At 71.5% G+C, this 19,293-nt stretch carries 17 protein-coding genes; 15 read left to right on the forward strand and 2 right to left on the reverse strand.

The features are described from left to right. The first annotated feature begins 50 nt into the window (after nucleotides 1-50). From KZ829_RS11505 to KZ829_RS11570, 14 genes are all read left to right on the forward strand, one after another. A complete protein-coding gene (locus KZ829_RS11505; RefSeq protein ID WP_220143839.1) occupies nucleotides 51-521 on the forward strand; it encodes a MaoC family dehydratase in 471 nt (156 codons plus the stop codon). Next, nucleotides 522-1,559 carry an LLM class flavin-dependent oxidoreductase gene (locus KZ829_RS11510; protein ID WP_220143840.1) on the forward strand — a complete coding sequence of 346 codons (1,038 nt, stop codon included), beginning with the start codon at nucleotides 522-524 and terminating at the stop codon, nucleotides 1,557-1,559. After that, nucleotides 1,556-2,809 carry a CaiB/BaiF CoA transferase family protein gene (locus KZ829_RS11515; protein ID WP_220143841.1) on the forward strand — a complete coding sequence of 418 codons (1,254 nt, stop codon included), beginning with the start codon at nucleotides 1,556-1,558 and terminating at the stop codon, nucleotides 2,807-2,809. Before KZ829_RS11510 ends, KZ829_RS11515 begins: the two co-directional genes overlap by 4 nt. After that, entirely contained in the window at nucleotides 2,806-4,134 is a 1,329-nt protein-coding gene (locus KZ829_RS11520) for an MmgE/PrpD family protein (RefSeq protein WP_220143842.1), read from the forward strand. The genes KZ829_RS11515 and KZ829_RS11520 overlap by 4 nt, the downstream gene beginning before the upstream one ends. Then, a complete protein-coding gene (locus tag KZ829_RS11525) occupies nucleotides 4,131-5,096 on the forward strand; it encodes a RidA family protein (RefSeq protein WP_220143843.1) in 966 nt (321 codons plus the stop codon). The genes KZ829_RS11520 and KZ829_RS11525 overlap by 4 nt, the downstream gene beginning before the upstream one ends. Beyond that, nucleotides 5,093-5,551: an FAS1-like dehydratase domain-containing protein gene (locus KZ829_RS11530; RefSeq protein WP_308285433.1), complete on the forward strand. Its 459-nt coding sequence runs from the start codon at nucleotides 5,093-5,095 to the stop codon at nucleotides 5,549-5,551. Before KZ829_RS11525 ends, KZ829_RS11530 begins: the two co-directional genes overlap by 4 nt. Then, nucleotides 5,538-5,912 carry a MaoC/PaaZ C-terminal domain-containing protein gene (locus KZ829_RS11535; protein WP_220143844.1) on the forward strand — a complete coding sequence of 125 codons (375 nt, stop codon included), beginning with the start codon at nucleotides 5,538-5,540 and terminating at the stop codon, nucleotides 5,910-5,912. The genes KZ829_RS11530 and KZ829_RS11535 overlap by 14 nt, the downstream gene beginning before the upstream one ends. Next, on the forward strand, nucleotides 5,909-7,024 hold the full coding sequence (locus KZ829_RS11540) for a thiolase C-terminal domain-containing protein (RefSeq protein ID WP_220143845.1): 1,116 nt from the start codon (nucleotides 5,909-5,911) through the stop codon (nucleotides 7,022-7,024). The genes KZ829_RS11535 and KZ829_RS11540 overlap by 4 nt, the downstream gene beginning before the upstream one ends. Next, nucleotides 7,021-7,320, forward strand: coding sequence for a Zn-ribbon domain-containing OB-fold protein (locus KZ829_RS11545; protein WP_220143846.1), 300 nt, complete (start codon nucleotides 7,021-7,023; stop codon nucleotides 7,318-7,320). Before KZ829_RS11540 ends, KZ829_RS11545 begins: the two co-directional genes overlap by 4 nt. Further along, nucleotides 7,310-8,473 (forward strand): acyl-CoA dehydrogenase family protein, encoded by a 1,164-nt coding sequence (locus KZ829_RS11550; protein WP_246635449.1) that lies wholly within the window; start codon nucleotides 7,310-7,312, stop codon nucleotides 8,471-8,473. The genes KZ829_RS11545 and KZ829_RS11550 overlap by 11 nt, the downstream gene beginning before the upstream one ends. Next, nucleotides 8,470-9,360, forward strand: a complete 891-nt coding sequence (locus KZ829_RS11555; RefSeq protein WP_220143848.1) for an HpcH/HpaI aldolase/citrate lyase family protein — start codon at nucleotides 8,470-8,472, stop codon at nucleotides 9,358-9,360. The genes KZ829_RS11550 and KZ829_RS11555 overlap by 4 nt, the downstream gene beginning before the upstream one ends. A gap of 556 nt (nucleotides 9,361-9,916) precedes the next feature. Next, the gene (locus tag KZ829_RS11560; RefSeq protein ID WP_220143849.1) at nucleotides 9,917-12,442 is read left to right on the forward strand and encodes a M14 family zinc carboxypeptidase; all 2,526 of its coding nucleotides are present in this window, start codon (nucleotides 9,917-9,919) and stop codon (nucleotides 12,440-12,442) included. An 88-nt stretch (nucleotides 12,443-12,530) separates the two neighbouring features. Continuing rightward, a complete protein-coding gene (locus tag KZ829_RS11565) occupies nucleotides 12,531-13,430 on the forward strand; it encodes a serine hydrolase domain-containing protein (protein WP_220143850.1) in 900 nt (299 codons plus the stop codon). A 99-nt stretch (nucleotides 13,431-13,529) separates the two neighbouring features. Then, complete coding sequence (locus tag KZ829_RS11570; protein WP_220143851.1) at nucleotides 13,530-14,213, forward strand: cellulose binding domain-containing protein; 684 nt, start codon at nucleotides 13,530-13,532, stop codon at nucleotides 14,211-14,213. Between the two features lie 107 nt (nucleotides 14,214-14,320). Here the strand turns inward: KZ829_RS11570 and KZ829_RS11575 are convergent, their stop codons facing one another. Beyond that, nucleotides 14,321-16,342 carry an ABC transporter ATP-binding protein gene (locus KZ829_RS11575; protein WP_220143852.1) on the reverse strand — a complete coding sequence of 674 codons (2,022 nt, stop codon included), beginning with the start codon at nucleotides 16,340-16,342 and terminating at the stop codon, nucleotides 14,321-14,323. 150 nt (nucleotides 16,343-16,492) lie between these two features. After that, the gene (locus KZ829_RS11580; RefSeq protein WP_220143853.1) at nucleotides 16,493-18,268 is read right to left on the reverse strand and encodes an ABC transporter ATP-binding protein; all 1,776 of its coding nucleotides are present in this window, start codon (nucleotides 18,266-18,268) and stop codon (nucleotides 16,493-16,495) included. Nucleotides 18,269-18,349: 81 nt separating this feature from the next. Between KZ829_RS11580 and KZ829_RS11585 the strand changes: the two genes are divergently transcribed. After that, complete coding sequence (locus tag KZ829_RS11585) at nucleotides 18,350-19,291, forward strand: lamin tail domain-containing protein (RefSeq protein ID WP_220143854.1); 942 nt, start codon at nucleotides 18,350-18,352, stop codon at nucleotides 19,289-19,291. The last annotated feature ends 2 nt before the right edge of the window (nucleotides 19,292-19,293 follow it).

Here is a 19,293-nt window from a genome sequence, read left to right on the forward strand (position 1 = left end):
GTAGATGGAAACACCTTTCCACTGTGCGAAACAAGTGCTAGCTTCGCCGCATGCTCGGCCGCTATTACGAAGACTTCACCGTCGGTGACACGTACCGCCACCCGTTCGGCCGCACCATCTCCGAAGCGGACAACACGTGGTTCACGCTCCTGACGCTGAACACCAACCAGAGCCACTTCAACGCCGACTACGCAGCGCGTACTCCGTACAAGAGACTGCTGGTCAACTCCACCCTCACGGTCGCCATCGTGACCGGCTTGTCGGTGCCGGACGTCAGCCAGCACGCCTTCGCCAACCTCGGCTGGGAACAGATCAACATGCCCAGCCCGGTCTTCGTCGGCGACACCATCTACGCCAAATCCACGGTCCTCGACCTGCGTGAATCGAAATCGCGGCCGTACGCGGGCATCGTCAAGGTCTTCACCACCGGCTTCAACCAGGACGGCGTCGACGTCATCACCTGGACCCGCACCATGCTCACCTACAAGCGCGGCCACGGCCCCGGCTTCGAGGACTCCTAGATGCGCCTCGACGTGCAGCCGTGGGGCGAGACGATGGCCGAACTGGTCAGCGCCGCCCGGGCCGCCGAGAGCGCCGGCGCCGGCGTCGTCTGGGCCCCCGAGCTGCACCGCAGCGCCTTCGTGACAGCCTCCGCACTCGCCGCCGGAACCGGCAAGGAAGCGGGTGGTCACTCCCGCATCGGCATCGGTACGGGCATCGCGCTCGCCTTCGCCCGCAGTGCCATGCTGACCGCGCTCGCCGCCGCCGACCTCGACGAACTGTCCGAAGGCCGGTTCCGGCTCGGCCTCGGCACCGGGGTGGCCCGGCTCAACCAGGACTGGCACGGCGTCTCCTTCGATCGCCCGCTACCCCGGCTGCGTGACACGGTCGCCATCGTCCGCGCGGTCCTCGCCGGCGGTGACCCGATCGTCCACAAGGGGTTGCGGTCGATCCGGGTGCGCGGCTGGCGGCGGCCCTATCCACCGGTCCGCCCGCACCTTCCGATCTACCTGGCCGGGGTCGGGCCGGCCATGGTCGCGCTCGCCGGTGAGGTCGCCGACGGCTGGATCGCCCACGAGCTGTGCCCATCCACTGAGCTGCGCGAACGTATCCGTCCCGCGCTGCAGTCCGGTCTCGCGCGGCGCGCCGCCCCCTCCTCTTCCTCCGCTGGTTTCGACATCGTGGCCGCCGCCTGTTGCTCGGTCGACCCGGATCCGGCCGTGGCTCGCCGTCGTGCCGCCAACGTGGTCGGCTTCTACGCCTCGGTCCGCTCCTACGCCGACATGTTCGGCGCCGCCGGATTCGCCGACGTCTGCGCGGCCGCCTCCGAAGCCCTGCGCTCCGGCCGCCCCGCCGACTCCCTCGGCGACCTGATCCCCGACGCGATGGTCGACGCCTTCACCATCGCCGGAACCCCCGCACACTGCGCCGCCCGGATCCTCGAATACGACGGTCTGGCCGACGCGATCAAGCTCTCCCCGCCCTCCTACGGCCTGCCCGCCGCCGAGGTCCGGCACGCCCAGAACCGCCTGCTCGAACTCGTCGGGAGCATGTGTTGAGGCCACTCGAGGACATCCGCATCGTCGCCGTCGAACAGTACGGCGCCGGCCCGTTCGGCTCGGTCCACCTCGCCGACCTGGGCGCCGACGTCATCAAGATCGAAGAACCGGGCACCGGCGGCGACGTCGGCCGCTACGTGCCGCCCTACCAGCACGGCGAGGACTCGCTGTTCTTCGAGACGTTCAACCGCGGCAAACGCTCGCTCTCCCTCGACCTGACGTCCCCCGCCGGCCGCGAGGTCTTCGAAGACCTGGTACGCCACTCCGACGCCGTCTACTCCAACCTCCGCGGTGACGTGCCCGCGAAGATCGGCATCACCTACGACCAGCTCAAACACATCAACCCGAGCATCGTCTGCTGCTCGCTGACCGGCTTCGGCATGACCGGCCCGCGCGCCGCCCAGCCCGGCTACGACTACATCCTCCAGGGCCTGGCCGGCTGGATGGAGCTGACCGGCGAACCGGGCGGCCCACCCACCAAATCCGGCCTGTCCATCGTCGACTACTCCGGCGGTTTCGTCGCCGCCATCGCCCTGCTCGCCGGAGTCCACGCGGCCCGCCGCGACGGCCACGGCATGGACTGCGACCTGAGCCTCTTCGACACCGCGGTCGGCATGCTCACCTACCCCGCGGCGTGGCACCTGAACGCCGGCTTCGAACCCGGCCGGACCCGCTACTCCGCGCACCCGTCCCTGGTCCCGTTCCAGCTGTTCCCCTCGGCCGACGGCTGGGTCGTGGTCGGTTGCGCCAAGGAGAAGTTCTGGCACCGCCTGGTCGCCGTCCTCGAAACCGCCCCCGCCCCGAACGCCGTTCCCGCCCCGAACGCCGCGGCTGGGAGGGGCGCCACCGCGCTGAGCGATCCGCGGTTCGCCACCTTCGCGGATCGGCGCACGCACGCTGACGTGCTGCTTCCGCTGCTGGAGGAGATCTTCGCGACCCGGACGACGGCCGAGTGGCTGGCCCTGCTCGAACCGGCCGGCATCCCGTGCGGGCCGGTCAACGACGTGGCCGCCGCGCTGCGTGACCCGCACACGCTGGCGCGTGGGCTCGTCGTGGAGACCGAGCATCCGCATTACGGCACCGTGCGCCAGGTCGCGTCACCGGTCCGGGTGGGCGGCGCGCCGCCGGCCTACCGTCGCGCTCCGCGCCGGGGAGAAGACCTGGGGTACGTCGCCGAACTCCTCGGCTACTCCGACACCCGCTTGACCGAACTCCGCTCCTCCGGCGCTTTCGGCAAGGCCCCCGAGTGACCGGCGCCCTCAATCCTGATCGTGTTGACGGCGTCAATGTTGAGCACGTCAATGTTGAGCCGGCGGCGGTGGTGCTGGGCCGATGGGTTGATGGGCTTGACTACACGGCACTGGCGGACGCGGTTGTCGAGGCGGCCCGTGAACATCTGATCGACGCTGTCGGCTGTGCGGTCGCCGGCATCGGACGCGGCGCCGCCGAACCCGCGCTCACCGTCGCGCGCGGGCTCGGCGGCCCGCCCGAGGCACGGCTGTTCAGCGGGGAGCGGGTCGGCGCGGTGGCGGCCGCGTTCGGGAACGCCGTCGCCGTACACGCGCTCGATTTCGACGACACCCACGCCGGCGGATTGGTGCACGCGAGCGCGGTGACCGTACCGGTGGCTCTTGCCGTGGGAGAACAGACCGGGGCGCGCGGCAGCGAGATGATCACCGCGCTGGTCGCGGGTCTCGAAGTGGTGTGCCGCCTCGGTGCGTCGGCGCCGCACGGCTTCCACGCGCGTGGGCTGCACGCCACCTCGATGTGCGGGGTCGTCGGCGCGGCCGTCACCGCCGGGAAGCTGATCGGCCTCGACGAGACGCGGCTGACACACGCCATCGGGATCGCGGCCAGCGGGGCCAGCGGACTGCTGGAGTTCCTGCACAGCCCGGCCGGCACCAAGCAACTGCATCCGGGCACCGCCGCCGCGAACGGCATCCTCGCCGCCCGCCTCGCCGCCGCCGGCGCGACCGGTCCGGCCGGGGCGCTCGACGGCGAGTACGGCCTCTTCCGGACCATGACCGCCCGCGATCCCGACCGGGCCGTGCTGCTCGGCGATCTCGGGGAGCGGTGGGAGACGACCCGGATCGGGATCAAGCCCTACCCGGCCTGCCAGCTCACGCACGCCTCGATCGACGCGGCCGGGGAGTTCACCGGGAGCACACCGTCGGCGCTGACCGTGACACTGCACCCGGACGCCGTACCGATCGTCGGTGGTCCGGAGAAACGGCGGCCGCGCAGCGCCTACGAGGCCAAGTTCAGTGTCTACTGGTGTGTCGCCGCGATGGTGGTCGACGGCTGGGTCGACCTCGACACGTTCGAGGACCTGGACCGGCCGGAGATCCTGGACCTGGCCGCCCGGATCACCGTGCGGGCCGGCGCCGCCGGCGTGGTCGCCGCCGACGCGCCCGGCATCGTCGAGGGCGACGGCCGGACCGCCCGGGTGGAGCGGCCCACCGGCGGGGGAGTGCGCACGAAGGCCGCCGCGAACCTCGGACCCGGCGCGGAGGCGGTCTTCGCGGCCGACGGCCCGGTGTCTCTCCTGGATGCGATCGAAGGATGTCTCCCGTGACCGTGTATCTGCCGGCCGTTCCCGGCTACCACCAGCTCGACGTGCCGATCGGGGACGTGGTCCACGTGACCGAATACGTCACCGCCGCCGCCCTGGCCGACCCGGCGGCACTCGACGCCGCGCGGAAAGCGGTGTTCGGGGAACACCGCGCGCCGGTGTCGCGGGTGCCGGTCGAGTCGATCGTCGGCTCCGGCGCCCCCTACGCCGTCGCGGTCGTCACCCACCCGGGCGGCGGCACGCTGTTCACCGACGGCGACGACGTGATCCGGGTGGCGGCCGGCGTCACCTATCTGCCGAGCGTGCACACCACCGAGGGCGACTTCCGCGACCAGTACCGCTGGTGCCTGGAACGGATCGCCACCCTGCTGGCGGTGGCCGGATCGGACACCGGCGCGCTGGTCCGGACGGTCGACTACACGGCGACCGCGACCCGCGCCGAATACCCCCGATGCGGACGGCCACGTAGGGAGATCCTCGGCGCCGGGCCGGTCCATCCGGGCGCCGCCGGCATCCTCGTCGACGTACCGGTCGAGCCGGGCGCCCAGGTGTCGCTGGACGCGCTCGCCGCGTCCCCGCCGCTCGAAGCGCTCAACCCCGGCTGGGCCCGCTACGACACGCTCACCTACAAACCGGCCGTACGGGCCGCGAACAGCGTCTACCTGGCCGGGTTCGGCGCGCTCGACCCGGTCAGCCAGCAGGCGATCCACGCCGGGGACCTGGTCGCCCAAGCGGAGTACGTCTACCGCGGCATCGAGACCGTCCTGGCCGAGGCCGGCGCCACCGGGGAGAACGTCGTCCACCTGGTTGAATACCTGACCCCGGGCGCGGTCGCCGATTATCCGAGCACGGCCGCCCTGCGGGAGAGGCATTTCCCGAACGCGGTCGTCACCGCGGTCGTCTGCTCGGCCCTGCTGCGCCCGGAGTTCCTGCTGGAGACGGTGCCGACGGCGGTGCTGCCGTGACGCTGCTGACGCCGGAACTGGCGGCGCGGATCGGGGAGGAGCGGGTCTACACCGCGCCGGAACCGCTGGGCCGGGCCGCGATCCGCTACTTCGCGCTGGCCACCGGCGACACCGACCCGGCGCACCTGGCCGGCGACGTGGCGCCGCCGACACTGATCTGCGAGACCAACCAGTACGCCGGCCTGCCCCGGGACGCCGACGGCTACGCCGGTCACGGGTGGCATCTGGACGTTCCGGGCACCCGGCTGGTCCGTGGTGGAAACGCCTACCGTTTCGAGCGCCCGGTCGGCCCGGACGACGTGATCACCGCCCGCTGGAAACTGGCCGACATGGCCGAGCGGGTCACCGGCGGTGGCAAGACGATGCTGATCGTCACCTCGGTCGCCACCTACACCGACCAGGCCGGCCGCGTCCTGGCCGTCAACGAGGAGACGCTGATCTATGTCGCTCGTTAGAGAACAGAAGATCGAACTGCCCGACATGATCGCGTACGCCGGCGCCACCTGGGACTGGCACAAACTCCACTACGACGCCGGCTATCTGCGGGAACGCGGCCTCGACAAGCCGGTCGTCGACGGTCAGGTGTTCGGCGCGTACCTGGCGATCGCCCTGCGCGAGTGGTTCGGCCCGGACGCGGTGATCACCGTCCTGTCGTTCCGGTTCAAGAGCCTGGTCTTCGCCGGCGAGACGATCCGCTGCGTCGGCACGGTCGTCCGCGAGGAGGCCGGCACGGTCGACGTCGACCTGCGCGTCGAGGTCGTCGAGGGTGGCCGGATCGCGGTGGCCCCCGCCTCCGCGACACTGACCCTGCCATGACCGGCGTCGCCATCGCCGGCGTCGCCGAATGCGACCTCGGCGCCACCGGCAAGACGATCCTGGAGTTGCAGACCCAGGCGGTCACCCGGGCGCTCGACGACGCCGGGCTCACCCTGAGTGACGTGGACGGGCTCGCCACCAACGGCATCTCCTGCTTCTCGGCCACCCAGCTCGCCGACTGGCTGGGGGTGCGGCCGGCGTGGTGCGACTCCACGTTCGCCGGGGGCGCGGTCTTCGAGATGTACGTGGCCCGCGCCGCCCAGGCCATCGCCGCGGGTCAGTGCGGCACCGTGGTGATCTCCTACGCTTCCGACCAGCGTTCGGCCCGCCGCCGCAAACTGACCGCCGTCTACGACGAGGGCACCCCCGAGGCCGAGTGGGAGGCCCCCTATGAGCCGCTCTACCCGATCTCCTACTACGCCATGGTCGCCCAGCGCTACCTGCACGTTCATGGCCTGAACCGGGCGGACCTCGCGTCGGTCGCCGTCGCCGCTCGGGCGCGGGCCCAGATCAACCCCAAGGCATGGACGTACGGGAAAGGCGCACTCACCGTCGATGACGTCCTGGCCGCCCCGCAGATCTCCAGCCCGCTCGGCAGACTGGACTGCTGCCTGGTCACCGACGGCGGTGGCGCGATCGTCCTGACCTCCCTGGAACGCGCCCGGGACCTGCCGAAACGGCCGGTCGAGGTGCTCGGCTACGGGGAGGCGCTGACCCACACCGGCATGGCGAGCGAACCGGACCTGCTGCGGACCGGGGCGATCGACTCGGGCCGGCGTGCCTTCGCCCGGGCCGGGCTGACCCCGGCCGACATCGACGTGGTGCAGCTCTACGACTCGTTCACCGTCTCGGTGCCGCTCGGCCTCGAGGCGCTCGGTTTCGCGGCGCCCGGCGAGGGGCTCGCCGTCACCACGCCGCACAACACCACCGGTGGCGGCCTGGCCTACTGCCATCCCGGCCAGTTCGGGGTGCTGCTGCTGGTGGAGGCGGTCCGGCAACTGCGTGGCGAATGCGGCGACCGGCAGGTGCCGGGCGCGTCGACGGCCCTCGCGCACGGTACCGGCGGCATCTTCTCCAGCCACGCCACGGTGATCCTGGGAGCGGACCGGTGAGAATCCAGCACTGTACGAGCTGCGGGTCCTACCAGCACTATCCGCGCCCGATCTGTGTCACCTGCGGCGGCGACCGGCCGGACGAGGTGGAGGCGGCCGGCACCGGAACGGTGGACAGCTTCACCGTCGTCCACCGTGCCGAGGAGCTCTACGTGCTCGCCCGGGTCCGTCTCACCGAGGGCCCGGTCGTGCTCACCCACGTCACCGGTGTCCCCGAACCCCGATGCGACCAGCCCGTCCGCCTCGTCGAGGGCTCCGAACCACCGGTCTTCACAGGGAGTGACGATGGACTTTGACCTGAACGACGAGCAGCGGATGTTCCGCGACGTGCTCCGGGACTTCGTGGACCGCGAGATCCGGCCGGTCGCGCAGGAGTGGGAGGCCTCCGGCCGGTATCCCACCGAGATCGTCGAGACCATGCGTGAGCTGGGACTGTTCGGCCTCACCGTCCCCGAGGAGTACGGCGGGCTCGGCGCCGACATGGTCAGTTTCGCGCTCACCTTCGAGGAGATCGCCAAGGGCTGGATGGGCATCGCCGGCATCCTCGGCAGCCACTCGCTGTCCTGCTGGCTGATCGCCCGGCACGGCACCGACGACCAGAAGTCGAGGTACCTGCCCGATCTGGCCAGCGGCGTCCGGCGTACCGGAATCGCTCTGACCGAACCGGATGCCGGAACCGACCTGCAGGGAATCGCCACGACGGCCGTTCGCGACGGCGACCACTACGTCCTCAACGGCCGCAAGACCTGGATCACCAACGCCCGGTACGCCGACCCGCTGCCCGTTCTCTGCAAGACCGACCCGGCCGCGACCCCCGCGCACAAGGGCATGTCGGTGATCCTCGTCGAGGCCGGCACCCCCGGTTTCACCGTCGAACGTGACCTGCCGAAACTCGGCTACAAGGGCACCGAGTCGTGCGAGGTGCTGCTGGAGGACGTCCGCGTCCCGGCGACCCAGCTGCTCGGCGGTGTCGAGGGCCGGGGCATGCAGCAGGTGCTCTCCGGCCTGGAGACCGGCCGGATCAACGTGGCCGCCCGCGCCCTCGGCATCGCCCAGGCCGCCTACGACGAGGCCCTCAGGTACGCCGGCCAGCGCAAAGCCTTCGGCAAGGCGATCGGCGACTTCCAGGCGGTCCAGCTCAAGATTGCCGAGATGGCCGCCCAGGTGCAGGCCGCCCGGCTGCTCGTCTACTGGGCCGCGTCCCGTTCCGACGGCGGCCACCGCGTCGACATGGAGGCCGGCATGGCCAAGGCGTTCGCCTCCGAGGCCGCCGTGTTCTGTGCACTCAACTCGATGCAGGTGCACGGCGGCTACGGCTACTCCAAGGAGTTCGTGGTGGAGCGCCTCTACCGGGACGCCCCGCTCATGATGATCGGCGAGGGAACCAACGACATCCAGCGCGTCGTCATCGCCCGCGCGCTGCTGTCCGGGGCGGCGACGATCGGATGAGATCCTTCCTGTACGTCCCCGGCAACCAGCCGAAGATGCTGGCCTCCGCCCTGACCCGGGGCGCCGACGCGCTCATCGTCGACCTGGAGGACGCGGTCCCGCCCGGCGAGAAGCAGGCGGCCCGCCACACGGTCGCCGCATGGCTGCGGTCCCTTCCGGCCGGCGCGCCGGTCTGGGTGCGGGTCAACTCCGGGCCGGACGGGCTGGCCGACGCCCGTGCCGTCATCGCCCCCGCACCGCGCGGCGACGCCCGTGCCGTCATCACTCCCGCACCGCACACCGACGCCCGTGCCGTCATCACTCCCGCACTGCGTGGCCTGGTCGTGGCGAAGGCCTCACCGGACCAGCTCACCGCCCTGGCCGGGCTGCTCGGCGAGCACGATCCGGCGGGGGCGGTCGGCCTCGTACCCCTCTTGGAGACCCCGCAGGCGATCCTCGCGGCAGCGGCCATCGCGTCGGCGCCGCGCGTCACCCGGTTGCAGATCGGCGAGGCCGATCTCAGCGCCGAGCTGGGCATCACCCCCGGAGATCAAGAGCTTCTCCTCGTACGATCGAGCGTCGTCCTCGCCTCGGCGGCCGCCGGAATCGAGCCACCCGTCGCCGCGGTGACCACCGACTTCCGTGACCTGGACGCTCTGCGCCGCTCGACGCTCGCCCTGAAGCGCCTCGGCTTCCGCGGTCGCGCCTGCATCCACCCGGCCCAGATCCCGGTGGTCCACGACGTCTTCACCCCGACCGCCGAGGAGATCGCCACCGCCCGCGACCTGATCACCCGCTTCGAAACCGCCGGCGGTGGCGTCTGCCTGGACGCCCGGGGCCGCATGGTCGACCTGGCCGTGATCCGAGACGCCCGCCGAACCCTCTCCTCGACACCCCCCACCCCCTGACGCCCCCACCCTCCCGTCCCCGTCTCCGCCCCCGTCTCCGCCCCCGTCTCCGCCCCCCGTCTCCGCCCCGCCCCGGTCCCGCTGGCCCGTCCCTGGCCCCGCCCCGACTCGCCAGCGATCTTGGGCGATGGTAGCTTTCGGGCCGATCTTGATTCCTGGTTGTCATCCGGCGGTGAATCATCGCCCATGATCTATCTTGCCTGGAAGATCTTGGGTTATCGGGTGCATCCGGCTGGCCTCGATCGCGCAAGATCGCGCCGTTCGGCGACGATTGCTCAAGATCTGCTTCGATGTTTACGGATGGCTCGAACGGCCGGTGGTGGTCGGCCGGGTCGCGTGGCGAAGGCGGGGAGCGGCCGGTGAGCGGGCACGCCGCCCTGGTGGCCCCGGCGCCCTGACGCGAGCCGGTCGGCGACATGAATGCCGATCGATGGAGGTGACCGTTGATGCGCGGGTGCGGGGGATGACCCTAACGGTATGGTGAATCAACCTGATAGATCATTGCGCATGCGTCAGTGCTCCGGAGAGGGTCGGGGAATCCCAACGGAGGTGCTTTGTGGACTTGTCACGAACCCTGACCGGATTCGGTGCCGCGTTGCTCGCCACCGCCCTGCTCGCCAACCCGGCGACGGGCGCACCAGACGACACCCCGTCGACTCGCGACTTCGGCAACGGGCCGGAACGCAACGAGATCGCCGCCGTCGACTCGGCCGCCGGACGGTCGGCACGGACGCTGCTTGCGGAGGAGCCCGCGTCCGCGTGGAGCCTCAAGAGCCGCAAGGGCTATCCACGGCAGAACACCCTGCCGGTGTGGCCGGACAATCCCGAGGACCGGTCGATCAAACTCGGCCTCGTCCCGTACCACGAGATAGCCCCGAAGCTGAACGCGCTGCAGCAGGCCTCGAACCGGGTGTCCGCGGAGATCATCGGGAAGTCGGCCGGAGGCCGCGACCTCTACCTGGTGACGGTGACCGCCCCCGAGTCGGCGGGCGAGGCGGCCCGGCAGGACCGCTGGCGTGAGCTGATCGAGGAGAAACCGGCCGCCGCGAAGCGGGATCGCGCTCTCCAAGCCGGTTACAAGACGCCGGTCTGGATCAACGCGAACATCCACGGCAACGAGTGGGAGGGCACCGACGGCGCGCTGCGCGTCATCGAGCGCCTGGCCACCGCCACCGACGCCGCGACCGGAGACTTCCTGGACCGCAGCCGGGTGTACGTGACCGTCACCAACAACCCGGACGGCCGCGTCGCCGGGACCAGGGCGAACGGCGCCGGCTTCGACATCAACCGGGACCACGCGACCGGTTCGCAGCCGGAGTCCCGGGCGGTACGCGACGTGGTCATCGGGACGCAGCCGTTCGTCATGCTCGACGAGCACGGCTACACCGGCACCACGCTGATCGAGCCGGCCACCCCGCCGCACGGGCAGAACTACGAGTACGACCTCTACATCAAGCACGCGCTGCCCAACGCGCTCGGCATGGAGAAGGCGATCCAGCGGCTCGGCCACCCGGAGACGGCCGCCGCCGACATCCCGTTCCGGGACTACGCTCCCGGTGACTGGGACGACTGGCCGCCGATCTTCACCCCGATGTACGCGATGTACCACGGCGCGATCGGCCACACCGTGGAGATCCCGTTGCGGGTCAACAACGCCGACTACACCAACCTGCCGGTCGAGGAGCTGCGGCGCCGCGCCCGGATCAACACCGACGTGGCGGCCGCGACCATCGAGGCGGCGCTCACCTACGCCGACACCGACCGGGCCACCCTGCTCGCCGACCAGATCGAGCAGTTCCGCCGCGGCTGGGCGGGCGAGGCGTCGCCGGAGATCCCGGACGGTTTCGTGCCCGGGTTCGGCCCCGAGGACCGGTACTCGACGACGTTCCCGCGCGCCTACGTCATCCCGGCGGGCACCCCGGCGGCCGCCCGCCTCGTCGACCACCTGATCGCCAACGACGTCCGGGTCACCCGCGCCCGCCACGGCTTCACCGTGAACGGGCACCGTTACCCCGACGGCACCTACATCGTCGACATGCACCAGCCGAAGCGCGGCCTCGCGAACGTGCTCCTCGAAGCCGGGCGCGACATCTCCGACCTGGTTCCGCAGATGTACGACATCTCCGGCTGGAGCCACGGCCTGCTCTGGGGCGCCACCGTCGACGCCAGCCTCCGCACGCTGCCGCGCGTCCACACGTCGCCGGTCACCAGGGCCGCGCCCACCGGCTCGGTCGACGCGCCGCGCGGGCGGGACCTCAGCCTGTCGCCGCGCGACGGCAACGATGTGCGCGCGGTCAACGAGTTGCTCACGCGGGGGATCAAACTGCGGCGTACGGACGCGGGCACCGTCGTGGTCCCGGCCGAGGCGCGCTCCGAGGCCGCCGCGCTCGCCAAGACCCTGGGCGTACGATTCGGCGCCGCCCCTCGTGGCGCCAAGGGTGAGGTGTTCGACCAGCCGGTGATCGCCGCCGCCGTCTCCGCGGACGAGCTGTTCGCCCTCCGCGAGATGGGCTTCGGAGTGCGGACCGTGTCGACGGCGGTCCTGAACGCCGGGGCCGACCTCTCCGGCGTGGACACCCTGATCGTCTCGTCCGGCCTGTCGTACACCGCCCTGAACCCCACGGCACGCGCCACCGTCGACGCCTTCCTGGCCCGTGGCGGCGGCGTGCTCGCCCGGGGCGCCACCGGCGCCGCCTTCAACGCCGCCGCGAAGGTCCTGCCGGCGACCGCGGTGGCCGGCCGTGGCGACGCCAACGGCGTGGTCACCGTGACGAACGAGGGCGCAGTCGTGGGCGCCGGCTCCCCGCCGCACTCGTTCGTCTACTCCCCGCTCTGGTTCACCGGCACCGGCTTCACCGTGGAACAGCGCTACGGCGCCGACCCGCTGGTCGCCGGCCACTGGCTGCCCACCGAGGCCGGCACCAACGGTCCGGCCCAGGCCGCCGGCCAGGCCGCCGTCGTCTCCGGCACCACACCCGGCGGCGGCAACGCGGTCCTGTTCGGCACCGAGCCGTTGTTCCGGGCCCACCCGAAGGGCCTGTACGCCGGCTACGCCCGAGCCCTGTTCTGGACCGCCGGCTAGCGCATCGATCCGGGCCCGCGGGCGGTTCCACACCGTCCGCGGGCTCTGCCGTCCGCGCCCCCGCGGCCTCCTGCCGTAGCGTGCGGGCATGGCCGGTCTGTTGGAGGACTTCGTTCGGGCGGATCGGGAGCAGGGGCTCGGCACCTACGGGATCCACGTGCACTCGGACGGGCGGTCGCCGGTGGAGCATCGGTTCCGGCCGGACGAGCGGGTCGATCTGTACTCGGTGGCGAAGACGTTCACGGCCGTCGCGCTGGGGATGGCGGAGGCGGAGGGGCGGCTCGGGCTGGACGACCGGCTGCTCGACCACCTGCCGGAGCTGCGGGGGAACGCGGCGGACGGGTTCGAGGCGGTCACGCTGCGGCAGTTGACGACGATGACCAGCGGGACCGGGCATCAATGGTTCGCCCATCAGCGGATCGACGCCCCCGACCTGCTGGCCGAGATCGTCGCCGCTCGGATGGAGGCGGTCCCGGGGACGCGGTTCCGGTATACCGGGTCGGGACCGTACGCGGTCGGGCGGGTCATCGCCCGGGTGTCCGGCGCCGATCTGCGGGAGTTCCTGTCGCCGCGCCTGTTCCGGCCGCTCGGGCTGCACGATCCGGCCTGGCACGCCTGCCCGTTGGGGTTCCCGTTCGGCGAGAGCGGGCTCCACCTCACGACCGGGGAACTGGCCCGGTTCGCCCGGCTGCTGCTGGACAACGGCGAGTGGGAGGGGCGCCGGATCCTGCCGGAGGGCTGGGTGGGGCGGATGACCGGTGAGAGCGTCGGCACCGGTGGGATCGGGTTCGGGCCCGCATTCGAGCACGGGTACGGGCTGGGCGTCTGGCTGGACCGGGACGGCGCCTACCGGATGGACGGCGCCTACGGCCAGTACGCGATCGTCGACCCGCGGCGGCGGGCGGCGGTCACCGTGACCGCCCGTTCCGAGCGGGACGGCGATCTGCTGGCCGCGGTGCACGATCTGGTGCTCTCCCGGCTCCACTGATTAGTCTCGGTCACAGAGGTCGCTGTTGATTCGCGACGGGGTGCCGGGCATAGTGTGTGCTCGTTCACACATTCGTGCCGTGATGGGGGCGTTCCGCAGATGAGAAAGACGGCGTTCCGGGAGGGCGGATTCCGGGAAGGCCTGGAGGAGTCGCTGCCCTGGCTGCCGATCATCGTCGCTGTCGGCCTGTTGCTGTTCATGGTCCTGGCGACCGGGTTCCGGTTGCTGTCGCCGGACCGTGACGACGTCATCGTCGAGGCCGTGCCGGGATTCACCCTGCCCGCGCCACTGCGGCCCGCCGCGGTCACCTCGTCGGCGGCGCCCGCGCCCGCACCCTCGGCGACGGGAAGCCTGTCGCCGGCGGTTCGGCCGTCCTTCAGCCGGCTCCCGGTGCGGACGCCGTCGACCAGGCCGTCGACCCGGCCGCCGGCCGTCGCGCGCCCGTCGAGCCCCGCGCCGACGGTCACCGGCACGTACCGGGTGATGGCGCCCTACGACCGGGAGTTCATCGGCGAGGTCCTGGTGACCAACTCCGGCGCGGCGCCCGCCGACTGGGTGGTCGAGCTGATTTTTCCGGACGAGGTGGGCGAGCTGCGCACGTCGTGGGTCGAGTCCGCGCCGCAGGCCACTCTGAGCCGGTCCGGCGATCGCTACATCTGGCGCTCCGGCGCGCCGGTCGCCGTCGGATCGAGCGCCCCGCTGCGTTTCCAGTACGCCCACACGGGCACCGGCGGCCGCCCCTCCTCCTGCACCGTCAACGGAACCCCCTGCTCCTTCGGATAGCACGGATCTTGCCCAGCCGGCTGCCAGGGCTGTTCGGAGGGCTTGAGACAGCGCTGAGGGCCGGCGGCGACCACCCACTCAACGCCCGGCGGTCGCGGCACGGAGCGTCAGTGGGCAGGTGATCGCGGGTGCGCCGCGGGACGGGGTCGACTGCGGTCGGGGACTGCGACGTCCGTACCGGAAATGGTGTGTGATTCCCAGGTCGAGTACATGGCCGCGTAGTGGCCCCCGGCCGTGAGCAGGTCGTCGTGCGTGCCCGATTCGACGATGCCGCCGTCGTCGACGACGATCACCCGGTCGGCGCGGCGCGCCGTGGAGAGCCGATGGGCCACCAGGATCGCGGTCCGGCCGTCGAGGAGCCGCTGGATCGCCGCCTCCACCCGCAGTTCGGACCGCAGATCGAGGCTGGAGGTCGCCTCGTCGAGCACCACCACCCGCGGCTCGGCCACGAAGACCCGGGCCAGCGCGATCAGCTGGCGTTCACCGGACGACACCGACTGACCGCGCTCGTGCAGAACCGTGTGCAGGCCGCCGGGGGAGCGGTCGACCAGATCCCGCAGGCCGACCGCGTCGACCGCCGCCCACACCACCTCGTCGGGCACCGACGGGCGGGCGAAGGCGATGTTGTCGCGCAGTGTCCCGGCGAACAGGAACGGCTCCTGCGGGACCACGCCGACCTGCCGGTGCAGCGAGCCGAGGGTGACGTCGCGCAGATCGTGGCCGTCGATGAGGACGCTGCCGGCGTCCGGGTCGTAGAGGCGGGCCACCAGTTTGGCCAGGGTGGACTTGCCGGCGCCGGTCGGGCCGACGCACGCGATCGTCTCGCCGGGGGCGATCAGCAGGCTGACGTCGCGCAGCACCGGGCGGTCCGGGTCGTAGCCGAAGGTGACGCCGCGCAGTTCGATGGCGCCGTCGGCCGGGGGCAGCGGGATCGCGCCGGGCGCCTCGCGGACGGCCGGTACGGTCCCGAGCAGCCCGCGGAGCTTGCCGAGCGCGGCGCGCGCCTGCTGGTAGTTGGTGTAGAGCTGGACGAGCTGCTGGACCGGCTGGAAGAAGGCGTTCAGGTAGAGCACGAACGCGGTCAGCTCGCCGATGGTGAGGGTGCCGTCGAGCACCATGTGGCCGCCGATCAGCAGCAGCGCGGCCAGCCCGAGCAGGCCGATCACCGAGGTGCCGGGGCCGTAGAGGGCGCTGATCCGTCCGGTGTGGTCGTTCGCGTCACGGTAGTCGCCGACCACCTCGCGGTGCCCGGTGACGCTGCGGTCCTGCTGGTTGTGGGCGGTGATGACGCGTACGCCGTACAGGCTCTCGGAGAGGTGGGTGAAGAGGGCCGCGATGGTGTCGCGCTGCCGCCGGTAGCCGATGTCGGCGGCCCCGCGGAACCAGAGGGTGAGCAGCAGCAGCGGCGGCACCACCAGGGCCAGGGTGATCAGCGCGAGGGTCGCGTCGTAGTGCACCAGGATCGTGGTGACCACGACCATGGTGAGCCCGTGGATGAGGAACTGGGCGAACCCCTCGGACAGCAGGTGCTGCAACGCCTCCACGTCCGAGGTCATCCGGGTGAGCGTGACCCCGGCCTTCTCGCTGGTGTAGTGGTCCAGGCTCAGCCGCTGCAACTGGGCGAAGACGCGGACCCGCAGGTCACGGGTGGCGTAGGCGGCGAGCCGGCCGCTCTGCCGGATCCGGATCGCCGAGGCCAGCGCGGTGAGGCCGACCGAGGCGAGGAACGCCGCGGCCGCCACGATCAGGACCGTCACGTCGCGGGCCATGATGCCGTGGTCGATGCCGACCTGGACCAGGTACGGACCGGACTGGAGCAGCAGCGCCTCCACCAGCACCGCGACGGCGGCCGCCACGAGCAGCGCCGGCCGGCCGGACAGCAGTGACCAGAGGCTGAGCCGGCCGCCGTCCGGGGCCTGGGTGAACGGCTCGTCCGGCGCCGGATGCACGGGTTCGCGGGCCTCCAGCGCGGCCACCCCGGCGGCCAGCTCCGGCGGGATCCCGGCGAACGCGCCCGGACCGCCCTGCCGCCGGTCGCGGCCGCCCGCGCCGGTGCCGCTGAGGCCGCCGACCGGCCCGGATCCGGGCCCGCCACCCGGCCCGCCGAACCCGCCACCGAACATGCTCATGCCGTCACCTCCGCTTCGCTCCGGCGCCGCCATGAGTTCAAGACTGAGCCTGATGATTCGCTCGCAAGCTCGCTCATGCCGTCACCTCCGCTTCGCTCCGGCGCCGCCATGAGTTCAAGACTGAGCCTGATGATTCGCTCGCAAGCTCGCTCATATGGTCACCTCCGAGACGTTGGTGGCCAGAACCCGGTTGTAGCGGGGCTCGTTCGCCAGCAGTTGCGCGTGGGTTCCGGACGCGATGGCGCGACCGTTCTCGATCAGGACGACCCGGTCCGCCAGCCCGATCGTGGCGAGCCGGTGGGCGACGACGATCGTGGTGCGGTCGTGCATCAGGTCGCGCAGCGCCTCGTGGATCTCGTGCTCGACGCGGACGTCGATCGCGCTCGTGGCGTCGTCCAGGATCAGCACCGGCGGGTTGACCAGCAGCGCGCGGGCGATCGCGACCCGCTGCCGCTGCCCGCCGGAGAGGGTGTAGCCGCGTTCGCCGACGACCGTGTCGTACCCCTCGGGAAGTTTCTCGATGAACGCGTGCGCGCCCGCGGCGACGGCGGCGGTCACCACCTGCTCGCGTGTCGCTTCTGGATGTCCGAAAGCGATGTTGTCGTGCAGCGACACGGAGAACAGGAACGGCTCGTCCGGCACGATCCCGACCCGGTCCCGCAGCGTCGGGAGGGGATAGTCGCGGACGTCGGCGCCGTCGATCAGCACCAGCCCCGCCGTCACGTCGTAGAAGCGCGCGGCGAGCCGCGCCACCGTCGACTTGCCGCTGCCGGTCGCGCCGACCAGGGCCACCGTCTCACCCGGCCGGACGTGCAGGTCCAGGCCGTCCAGGGCCACGGTCCCATCGGGGTACGCGAACCGCGCGCCCTCGAAACGAACGTCTCCCCGTGGTTCCGGCACCACCGGGGTCACCGGGTCGAGGACCTCGGTGGGCGTGTCCAGGATCTCGTAGATGCGCTGGGCCGACGCGGCCGCCCGCTGCCCCATCATGATGATCATGCCGAGCATCCGGAACGGCGGCTGGAGCATCAGCACGTAGGAGTTGAACGCCACGATCGTGCCGACGGTCGCGTTCCCGTCGAGGACCATCAGGCCGCCGATCAGCAGGACCATGGCCAGGCCGAGCCGGGGCAGGTTGTCCATCACCGGGAGCCAGCGGCCGCGGATCCGCGAGTCGGTGGTGTAGGCCCAGCGGACCCGGTCGGCGGCCCGGGCCAGCGTGTCGACCTGCCGCTGCTCGGCCGCGAACGCCTTGACGATCCGGACGCCCTGCACGTTCTCGTCGACCACGGTGGCGACGCCGGCCAGCCGGGACTGGATCAGCCAGGAGACCGGGAAGATCGCCTTGCGCATTCGGACGCCGAGGACCGCGATCACCGGCATGGTCAGCATCGCCACCACGGCCAGCGGGGCGTTGATCGACAGCATCAGGGCGAAGGCGACGCCCGCGATCGTGCACTGGACCAGGATCGACGGGCCGAACGCGAGGTACATCTGCACGGCCCGGATGTCGCTGGTGGCCCGGGACAGCAGCTCGCCGGACTGGGCCCGGTCGTAGAAGGCGTACGACATCCGCATCAGATGGGTGAAGACGATGTTGCGCAGGTCGTACTCCATCTCGTACGCGGTGCGCAGCAGATAGAGCCGGGCCAGGAAGTTGATCACCCCCTGGGTGACGGCCAGCACGGCGATCAGGCCGACATACACGGTCAGGTCGCCGGTGCGGGCCACCAGCGCCTCGTCGATGCCGATGCGGACCAGGTCGGGGATCCACACCTGGACGATGAGACCGGCGAACGAGCACGTCAGCGACGTGGCGAGCAGGGCACGGTGGGCGCGGACGATCGGCCAGGCGCGCCGTAGCCAGGTCTTCGACGGATCCGGATGGATACCGCCCTTGGGGGCGCGGCGCGGTACAGGCGGCATGTTGCTTAGCCTAGCTAACGATCTTAGGGACAAGAAGCCCCGAATCCTCAACCGCCGTCGCCGGGAGCCGATCGAAGCGTCATGTTCCGTCGCCTGGTCACCCTGGCCACCGCCGCCACACTGTCCCTGACCGCCGGCCTCGCCGCGCCGGCCGAAGCCGCGACCACGGCCTGCCGCCCGGGCGCCGGCAGTCCACGCTGCCAGGTGTGGACGGGCACGGTGGACTGGGTGCCCGACGGCGACACCATTCGCGTCGACCTGGCCGGCGACGGCACCAAGAAGCTCGTCTCGGTGCGGATCATCGGCCTGCAGGCCATGGAGCAGACCCGCTACTCGCCCAAGCCGCAACGCCGCAAGGGAGACTGTCACGCGCTGGCGGCCACCGCGCGGCTCGAGCGGATCCTCAAAGCCGGTGGCAACAAGGTTCGCCTCACCTCACTCGACGCCTCCAGCAAGAGCGGGGACCGGGACCTGCGCTCGGTCGCCGTGAAGATCAACGGCACCTGGCAGGACGTCGGCCGGCAGATGGTCCGCGGCGGGTACGCGCTCTGGCTGCCCTTCCCCGGTGAGTGGGCCTGGGACGACGCCTATCACGTGGCCGCCCGGCAGGCCGCCGCCGAGCGCCGTGGGCTCTACGACACCGACAGCTGCGGCGCGGGACCGGCACAGGACAGCGGCCTCACCGTGACCGTCAACCCCGACCCGGACGGCGCCGACGAGCAGAACCTCAACGGCGAATGGTTCCAGGTGCACAATCCGTCCGCCGCGCCCGTGCCGATCGCCGGCTGGTGGGTGCGCGACACCGGCCTGCGCCGCTACACCTTCCAGGCGGGCACGGTCGTGCCCGCCGGCGGTGACGTCTACGTGCACGTCGGCAAGGGCACGGACACCGCCGACCACAAGCACTGGGGGCTCACCAAGCCGATCCTGTCCAACGCCGACCCGGCCCGGCACAGCGTCGGCGACGGCGGCTACCTGTTCGACCCGCAGGGAGACCTGCGCAACTGGATGATCTACCCGTGACG

Origin of the sequence: Actinoplanes hulinensis (assembly GCF_019429605.1) — a bacterium.
GTDB lineage: Bacteria > Actinomycetota > Actinomycetes > Mycobacteriales > Micromonosporaceae > Actinoplanes > Actinoplanes campanulatus.

What these genes read in the sequence shown, in the direction of transcription:
- KZ829_RS11505 (WP_220143839.1), top strand. Translation starts at nt 51, where the DNA reads ATGCTCGGCCGCTATTACGAAGACTTCACCGTCGGTGACACGTACCGC.
- KZ829_RS11510 (WP_220143840.1), top strand. Translation starts at nt 522, where the DNA reads ATGCGCCTCGACGTGCAGCCGTGGGGCGAGACGATGGCCGAACTGGTC.
- KZ829_RS11535 (WP_220143844.1), top strand. Translation starts at nt 5,538, where the DNA reads ATGTCGCTCGTTAGAGAACAGAAGATCGAACTGCCCGACATGATCGCG.
- KZ829_RS11540 (WP_220143845.1), top strand. Translation starts at nt 5,909, where the DNA reads ATGACCGGCGTCGCCATCGCCGGCGTCGCCGAATGCGACCTCGGCGCC.
- KZ829_RS11550 (WP_246635449.1), top strand. Translation starts at nt 7,310, where the DNA reads ATGGACTTTGACCTGAACGACGAGCAGCGGATGTTCCGCGACGTGCTC.
- KZ829_RS11555 (WP_220143848.1), top strand. Translation starts at nt 8,470, where the DNA reads ATGAGATCCTTCCTGTACGTCCCCGGCAACCAGCCGAAGATGCTGGCC.
- KZ829_RS11565 (WP_220143850.1), top strand. Translation starts at nt 12,531, where the DNA reads ATGGCCGGTCTGTTGGAGGACTTCGTTCGGGCGGATCGGGAGCAGGGG.
- KZ829_RS11570 (WP_220143851.1), top strand. Translation starts at nt 13,530, where the DNA reads ATGAGAAAGACGGCGTTCCGGGAGGGCGGATTCCGGGAAGGCCTGGAG.
- KZ829_RS11575 (WP_220143852.1), bottom strand. Translation starts at nt 16,342, where the DNA reads ATGAGCATGTTCGGTGGCGGGTTCGGCGGGCCGGGTGGCGGGCCCGGA.
- KZ829_RS11580 (WP_220143853.1), bottom strand. Translation starts at nt 18,268, where the DNA reads ATGCCGCCTGTACCGCGCCGCGCCCCCAAGGGCGGTATCCATCCGGAT.
- KZ829_RS11585 (WP_220143854.1), top strand. Translation starts at nt 18,350, where the DNA reads ATGTTCCGTCGCCTGGTCACCCTGGCCACCGCCGCCACACTGTCCCTG.